Raw genomic sequence first — 8407 nt, 5'->3', positions numbered from 1 at the left:
TAGGGCGTGGTGGAGGGGTTTGAGCAGGAGGGTGATGACGCCTTCTCCGGGGACGAATCCGTCGGCGGTGGCGTCGAAGGCTCGGGACCGCCCCGTCGGGGAGAAGGAACGAAGGCGTGAGCCCAGTTGGAAGTACTGCGGGGACAGGCCCAGGTGCACCCCGGCGACGAGGGCCTGTTCGCATTCGCCGTCGCGGATGCTGCGTACTGCCTGGTGCAGGGCCACCAGCGAGGAGGAGCACAGGGTGTCGATGGTCATGCTGGGGCCGCGCAGGTCCAGGAAGTGGCTCACCCGGTTGGCCAGGATGGCGTTGTGGTTGCCCAGGGCTGCTGCGGTGGGCACGACGTCCCCGGCCACCTGGTCCCGGTAGTGCTGGTAACTGGCACCCACGAACACCCCGGTGGTCAGGTCACCGCGTACCCCGGAGGGGCCGGCGTCCTCCAGCGTGCGCCAGGCCGACTGGATCAGGTGCCTTTGCTGGGGATCCATCCATTTGGCGTCCGCGGGCGGGATGCGGAAGAACCCCGGATCGAACTCGTCCCAACCGCTGACGAATCCCGCCTCGCGCAGGTAGACGCTGCCCGGGGACTGGTCCGTGGCGTAGTACTCCTCCAGGTTCCAGCGGTCGGCGGGGACCTCGCGCACGTGGTCCTCGCCCCTGAGGAGGACCTGCCAGAGCCCGTCCATGTCCGGGGCGCCGGGGAACACCCCGTCGACACCGATCACCGCGATGTCGCGTGAGCCGGCACCCTCGGCCCCCGCGTCCGCGGCGACGTCTCGCGCTACGGCCTCCCGTCCGTTTCGGTGCCCCGGCTCCGGTGCGGGTTCGGCCTGCTCGGAGGGGGCGGCCGCAGGCTCGGTGACCCGGGCCCGGGGCTTCTCCGCGGGCGGGGGAGCGCTCTGCACGGAGACGTCCGCGGGCTCCGGATCCGCACCCTCCTCCGCGGTGGGAACGGAGGAGACCCCGTACCTCTCACGGAGTTCGGTGACCAGGGAATCGATGGTCCCCGCCTCCAGGAGGAGCGTGGGGGGAAGCGGGACGCCGAGACGGTCACCGAGGTCCTGGGCCATCGACACCGAGAGCATGGAGTCCATGCCCAGTTCCTGGAGGGGTACGTCCCTTCCGATCTCCTCGGATCCCACCTCCAGGCCCTGGGCCACCCAGCCGATCACGGACGAAGCCAGGTCCGGGGAGAGGGGGCCTCCCCGGGGCGCGCCCGGGGTCCGGGCCGCGGCACCGCTCGGCCGGTCCCCGTTGACCGCACTCTGCGGAGTGGCGGGCGGTTCCGTCACCGCTGTCCGGGAGACCGGCGCGGTCACCCCGTCCCGGTCGTCGACCGGGCCGCCCAGCGGCGCTTCGGGCGTGCTGATCCTCTTCCAGGTCAGTTCGTGTACTTCGGCCAGGGGGCCGGCGCCGTTCGACACGACCAGGCTCGCCGTCACCGTCTCGCCGCCCGCGGACGCCCTCTCCAACCGGGCGTGGACGCGCACCCTTCCCGCCACGGAGCCGAAGACGTTCAAAGAACGCACGGAGAAGGGCACGTACAGGCCTCGCGCACCGCAGGCCACCAGCGCGACCTGGAAGGCGCCGTCCAGCAGACGGGGGTCCAACCGAGCCGCTGTGTCCTCTCCCTCAAGGGTGCCGAACGCTTCGCCCGACCGGGCCGACAGGGAACGCACGCATCGAAACCCCGGACCGTAGGCGAGCCCGGCCTCTGCCAGGGAGGCGTACATCCGCTCCACGTCCACGGGCTCCGCGCCCTCGGACGCGCCCTCCACGAGTGAGGGCGGTACGTCCTCACCCACACGGGCCTCGCAGACCAGGTTCCCGGTACCGTCCCGGAAGAGGACCGTGTCCGCTTCGTGTACCCCGCTCAGCGGGGAGGGCGAGACCACTGGTGCCCGAAACACCATGTCGGTCAGGCGAAAGGCCTCCCTGCCGAGAAGCTCCGCGGCTCTGCCCGGGTATCCGGCGGCCGGAAGGACGGGCCTTCCGTCAACGATGTGCTCAGCGCTCTCGGGCAGAGGGTCCCAGGTGATCGGGCCGCCGGCCGGGCGCTGTTGCGGCTTCGCCGGCTCCAGCCACAACCGCCGGGTCTCGTGAGGTGTGGACGGCAGCCTGACCCCTGCACCCGCGGACCCGCGCGGCAGGTCACGGCCCTCGACGAACAGCCGGGCCGCCCGGTCCAACGCCTCGGGGGAGGGCCGTTCCGGTAGGGGGGCCTGCTCCGGAGCGTCGACGGCCACGGCTCCCGTGTACAGGGAACGCGTGCGTTCGACTCCGGCCAGGAACAGGTGAAGTTTGTCTTCCAGCTGTTCACCGCTGGTGACCACACAGGCCAGCCGGTGCGACCTTCCGGGCCTCCTCCGGGCGGCGGAGCACAGGGCCGCCAGCGATGGGCCGTGGGGGGAGTCCAACAACTCCAGGTAGCGGAGGGCCAGGACACGCAGGGACTCCTTCGAGTCGGCGCCCATCACCATCAGCTGGGGACCGGCCTCCTCCGGGGCGTCCCCCCGTTCCGGGGGCGCGGTCAGGACCGCGTGGGAGTTGACACCGCCGAAGCCGAAGCTGCTGACACCGGCCGCGGCGGGTCCGCTCCACGGTGCCGGGCGCACGGGTACGTACAGCGGCGAGTCCTCGAACGCGAAACCGTGGTTGGGGACCGACAGGTGAGCCGCCGGCGGGATCTGCCGAGCCTGGAGCGCCAGTACCGTCTTGATCAGTCCCGCGATGCCCGCGGCCGGTTCCAGGTGGCCGATGGCGCTCTTGACCGACCCCACCGCCACCGAGGCGGGTGGGACGCCGCCGAGGACGGCGCGCAACGACTCCAGCTCGATGACGTCGCCCAGTCGGGTCCCCGTACCGTGGGCTTCCACGTAACCGACCCGGGTCACCCCCGCCTTCGCCATGGCCTCGCGGATCACCCGCTGCTGGGCGATGGTGCTCGGAGCGGTGAGGAAACCGCTGTGGTCGCCGGAGTGGTTCACCGAGGTGCCGCTCACCACTGCCAGCACCGGGTCCCCGTCTCGGCGTGCGTCGGCGAGTCGTTTGAGCACGACCACGCCGCACCCCTCTCCGCGCACGTAGCCGTCGGCGCCTTCGTCGAAGGTGTGGCAGGCACCGGTGGGCGAGAGCATGCCGTTGCGCCGGAAACCACGGCTCTTGTCCGGGGTCAGGATCAGATTGGCTCCGCCGACGACGGCCGAGTCCACCGCTCCGGCGAGCAGGTGGGTCGCCGCCAGGTCCAGCGCGACCAGGGAGGACGAGCACGCCGTGTCCACGGCCAGGCTGGGTCCGGACCAGCCGAAGGTGTGCGAGAGCCGGTTGGCGACCATGGATATCGCGGTGCCGGTGGCGGTGTGCGGATCACCGTGTCCGGTGCTCCCGGCCACGAGCGTGGGGAAGTCACTGGTGATGGTACCGACGAACACCCCTGTCGAGGTCCCCAGGGAGGTCCCGTCATGGCCTCCGGACTCCAAGGCCTCGTCGGTCACACTGAGCAGTAGCCGCTGGAGCGGGTCCATGCGCCGCGCCTCGCGGTCGCTCAGGCCGTAGCGTTCCGGGGAGAAGTACTCCACTCCCTCGATCCAGCCGCCCCGACGGTCGTCGTCGGCTTCCCACAGATGGGCCCATCCGCGGTGCCCCGCAGGTGCCGCCCCCACGCGGTCGGTGCCCGAGACCAGGTCGGTCCAGAACTCGTCGGGGGTGGAGGCCCCGGGAAAGCGACAGGCCATGCCGATGACGGCCAGTGCGTTTCCCTGCTCCTCGGCCGCCGGCCGCGCAGGACCCTCGCCCCCGGTCGCCGTTTCGCCGACCGTGTGCGGTGTGACGCCCGCTCGCGCAGGCTCGGCCGGGGCCGTGCCGGGCGCGACCGGCTCCGTCTCCTGCCGGAGGGCAGGGGGGCGCGCGTCCAGTGCCGCGGCGAGTCGCTCAGGGGTTCCCGTGGCGAACACCAGGGGTGAGGCCACATCCGATCCCAGCTCACGGCTGAGCGCCGCGGCGGCCCTCACCACGTTGTTGGAGTCCCCGCCCAGGTCGAAGAAGTTGTCGCGCTCGCCGAACTCACCGTGGCCCAGGACCCGGGCGAAGACAGCGGCGATCCGTTCGGGGAGAAGGGCGGGTTCTTCCGCGGTCGGCGCCGGGACCTGGGCACGGATGATGTTGTCGCGTGTGGGGTCGGGCAGGCGGGAACGGGCGACTTTCCCGTTCTCCGTCAGCGGCAGGGAGTCGAGCAGGACGTAGGCGTCGGGAACCATGTATCCGGGGAGCCGGTCGGACAGCCATTCGTCCAGTTCGGTCCGGGCGGGCGGCTCGCTCGCGACGAGGTAGGCGGTCAGCCGGGGGTCGCCCACACCCTCGAAGGGAACGGCGACCACGACAGCCGCTGACACCTGATCCATCCGTTCCAGGAGCGCCTCCACCTCCCCCGGCTCGATCCGGTTGCCGCGCACCTTGACCTGTGCGTCGGCGCGCCCGATCCATTCGACCGCTCCGTCGGTGTGCAGGCGCACGTCGTCGCCGGTGCGGTAGGCGCGGCGTCCGTCGGGCAGGGCGACGAACACCTCCGAGGTCAGATCCGGACGGCCGCGGTAGCCCTCGGCCAGCCCCGCACCCGTGATGACCAGGGCACCGGTACTTCCCGGCTCCACCGGTGACATGTCCTCGTCGACGACGTGCAGCTCCAGCCCCGGCAAGGGCTCTCCGAGGGGGACGAAACCCTGCCCGAGGTCCGTCACCAGGTGGGCGGAGACCCAGATGGTCGCCTCGGTGGGGCCGTACATGTTCCAGAGCTCGGGTCCTGCGTCGAGCAGGGTCCGCGCCAAGCTCAGCGGCATCGCTTCCCCTCCGGAGAGCGCCACCAGGTCGGTTCTGGGGCGCCACCCGGTGTCAAGCAGTAGACGCCACAGGCTCGGGGTGGCCTGCACCAGGTCCACGGTGTCGGCCAGGGCCGCCAGCGCGGCGGGGTCGGCCACGGTGCCCTCGTCGGCGAGCTCTACCGTGGCTCCCACCACGAGGGGGAGGAGGAGTTCCAACAGGGAGATGTCGAAGGCCACCGTGGTGTGGGCGAGCATGTTCGTCTGCGGCCCCGCGCCCAGGACCGCCCCCACCCCCGTCAGGAAGTTCACGAGACTGCTCTGAGCGACTTCGACACCCTTGGGGGTGCCCGTGGAGCCGCTGGTGAACAGGATGTAGGCCAACGCGTCGGCGCTCGAGTCGTCCTCCGACCCGCCCCCGTACCCCTCCGGATCGGGAACCAGGACGGGGGAGCCCAGGAAGTGTGCCTTGCCCTCCAGGTCGGGGGTGGTCAGCACGAGCGTGCTCCCGGCGCTTTGGGTGTAGGTCCGTAGCCGTTCCCCGGGGTAGGAGGGGTCCAGGGGCAGGAAGGCCGCGCCGGCGCGCAGCACGCCCAGCATGGACGGGACCAGTTCCGGACCCCGTCCGGTCAGCAGCGATACGACCGACCCCTCGCCCGCACCGCGCTCGCGCAGTCTGGAGCTCACGGCGGCCGACCACCGGTCCAGTTCGGCGTAGGTGATCGCGTGCTCTCCGGCACGCACGGCCACGGCTTCGGGGGTGCGCTCCCAGACCGCGCGGACCAGATCCAGCACGGTTCGGGCGGCACCCTCTCCGGGCGCGTGCACTGGTGGGGGAGCGGTGGGACGGGGGGCCGCCGGTCCGTGCTCCAACAGCAGGAACAGGCGTTCCTCGACCTCCTCCACGAACTCCGCTGCCCCGGCGACGGACATCGCGGTCTCGCGCACGAAGACGGCCGGTACCCCCTCCGGGGGGAGCACCAGTGCGAGTTCGGTGTCGGAGGCCACCGAGGCGGGATCCTCACGGAAGCGCTCCAGGACCATCACCCGTGTGAACGAGGGCCCCTCCGCACCCGGAGGGCGCGAGGCCAGACCCATGCGCACCTCCAGGTCCGTCGCGTACATTCCCCACCGCCCGGCCGCGGCCAGACCCTCCTCGGGAGAAGCCGGGGAGGTGGCGTCGAAACGGACGGGTACGCGGGTCGCGGCCAGGCCGTGGGTGCGCTCGGCCAGTTCCTGGGCGCTGTGCGGCGACCAGCCGAAGTCGAAGGAGGACGCGCCGATGCGTTCGGACAGGACCTCCAGGAAGGAACGGCGGACCAGGGCGGAGTCCTCCGCACACACCGGAAGGAAAGCCAGTTCGAACCTGTGGTAAGCGGATCCCGAGGCCGAGAACTCCTCGGCCTTCACCGGTGCGGTCCGCAGGTCGGCCAGCCGCTCGCGCCACCGGTGTTCGTTGGCGCGAAGGCCTGGTTGGGCTGTCCTCACCGCTTCGAGGTATCCCTCGGCCGGGTCCGGCACCGGTTCGCCCACCCGCAGCCCCAGCCGTTGGGCCGCTCCGCGACCGCTCACCGTGTCGCCTTCGGTGGTCGTGAACTCGCTGAGGACCATGTCGGCGTCCGGTGCGGCGATCCGGATCTGGGAGTCGGTCACGGCCAGGGTCGTGCTCCGCCGGTACTCCTCGTCCCGGCCCAGCGAGCGGATCTGGCCGACGAAGACGGCGTCCTGCGCGGTGACGAACGCGGGGACGCCCACCGGGTTGGGGAACGAGCCGAAGTCCATGGCCTTGGAGAGCCGTCCGGCTTCGGCCGCGGTCGTGCCGGAGTGAACGATGCCGCCGTCAGCCATGCGGTCGGCGCGGGCGAAGAAACGCCCCTTACGTCCCTCAGCTGCTCGGACGGGATCGGGGAGGCGCCCCTCGGCGATCAGGGGGGCCATCTCGGTGAACAGGTCGACACCGACCTGCGCCGTCTCGTAGGTGAGGGAGAGCGCGGTGGACAGTTCGCGTACCGGGAACCAGCGCTCGGCGACCACGGTTCCGGCATCGACCTCCTCGGTCATCACGTGCCAGGTCGCGGCGTGCCGGGCTACCCCCTCGTAGAGGGCCCAGGAGGCGATGTTGCTACCCGCGAGACCGGGCAGGGGACCGTCGTGGAAATTCAGGGCGCCCACCCGGGGGAGGGCCAGTACCTCGGGTGGCAGGATCCGGAAGTTGATGATGCTGAACAGGAAGTCGAAGCTCTGCCGGGAGAGCGTCTCGACCAGGTCCGCGCCCGGGTCCAGGAGTCGTACGGAGTTCTCCCGTGCCCACTCCGCGACGACCGGGTCCTCGGACAGGACCCCCCGGACATCGACCCCGTGGGACAGGAGCTGATCGGCACAGGAGGTCAGGGTCCGCGTGCTTCCGATGATGAAGCAGGAGGTGCTCATACTTCGGACTCCGTTCCCCGGGTGTGGTTCAGGACCCAGGCGTCGATCTGGGCCACGACCTCTTCGTCCAGGGACAGCTGTCCCGGGCGCCACATCGGGTTGGAGAGCCCGCGGTGTGTGCGCTCGCACAGCTCCCAGTCCTCGTAGTTGGCCTTGTCCCACAGGGCGAACACGGGCTCGTGCGAGAAGCTCTCCTTGGCGGTCTCGTCCGGGTGGAACAGCCAGAAATGGCGGACCACACAGGACCCCGGGCTTTCGGGCCACACCCACTGCATCATCACGTAGTCGCTGGTCAGTCCGAAAAGCAGGTTCGGCAGGATCGTGATCCAGTTGACCTTGCGCCGGTCCTCCAGCGGTACGAGCGGCATGGGCGAGCGGTCGCTGTGCCCGGTCGTGGAGATGGATTCGTACCCCTCGCGCAGCATCTGCCAGGCCCCCACCAGGTCCTCGCCCCTGAGGTCGTAGGTGCCGGCGGCGTCGAAGTCGGTGACCTTGTGCAGGTCCTTGTGCGCGGTGGGGAAGTGCAGGCTCTCGTTGACGTTGTGCGCGACCAGCTTCCAGTTGGAGGCCACGGGATAGTCCTTGTACTGCATGCACTTCAGTTCGGCCAGTTCGTACGCCTCGGCGAACCGGTCGAACTCGCCCAGGGCCTGGTCCAGGTCGGGCGGGTCCTCGGCGAAGCACACGAAGACCACCCCGTGCCGGATCGCGGTCCGCACGGGGACCAGGCCGTTCTCCTCCTTGGTGAAGAAGTGGTCGAAGTAGGTGCCGTTGAAGGTCTTGAGGCCGCCGTTGCGGTTGTAGACCCAGCAGTGGTAGATGCAGACCAGGCTCTGCCGCTTTCCGGCGGCCTCCTCGACCAGCTTGTAACCCCGGTGGCGGCAGTAGTTGTGGTAGGCCCGGATCCCCTCGTCACCGTGGAGGAGCAGGATGGATCCGCTCCCGATGTTCAGGGTGGTGAAGCAGCCGGGGTCAGGGAGCCGGGAGACATGGTCCACCGGCAGCCAGCGCTGACCGTAGACCAGCTGCATCTCGCGCCGGAACTGCTCTTCACCCGTGTAGAACTCGTGCGACTGGCCGATACCGCCGGTGTCGAAGTACTCGCGTTCCTCGTTCTGCTCGCTGATGAGGTCGAACATGCTGGATGCGTCGGTCATGACAG

General features: G+C 70.4%; 2 protein-coding genes. Both read right to left on the bottom strand.

Annotated elements, in window-relative coordinates; genetic code table 11:
* On the bottom strand, window positions 1-7245 hold a 7245-nt coding region (locus IE195_RS11595), incomplete at its 3' end, for an amino acid adenylation domain-containing protein (RefSeq protein ID WP_191270419.1).
* Complete coding sequence (locus IE195_RS11590; RefSeq protein WP_225942412.1) at window positions 7242-8402, bottom strand: aromatic ring-hydroxylating oxygenase subunit alpha; 1161 nt, start codon at window positions 8400-8402, stop codon at window positions 7242-7244. The genes IE195_RS11595 and IE195_RS11590, both read right to left, overlap by 4 nt.
* Window positions 8403-8407 lie beyond the last annotated feature (5 nt).

The sequence above is a fragment of the Nocardiopsis terrae genome (genome assembly GCF_014651695.1).
In the GTDB taxonomy this organism is placed as follows: domain Bacteria; phylum Actinomycetota; class Actinomycetes; order Streptosporangiales; family Streptosporangiaceae; genus Nocardiopsis; species Nocardiopsis terrae.
The sequence above is the reverse complement of the archived record's forward strand: the minus strand, read 5'-3'. Positions and strand labels throughout refer to the sequence as shown.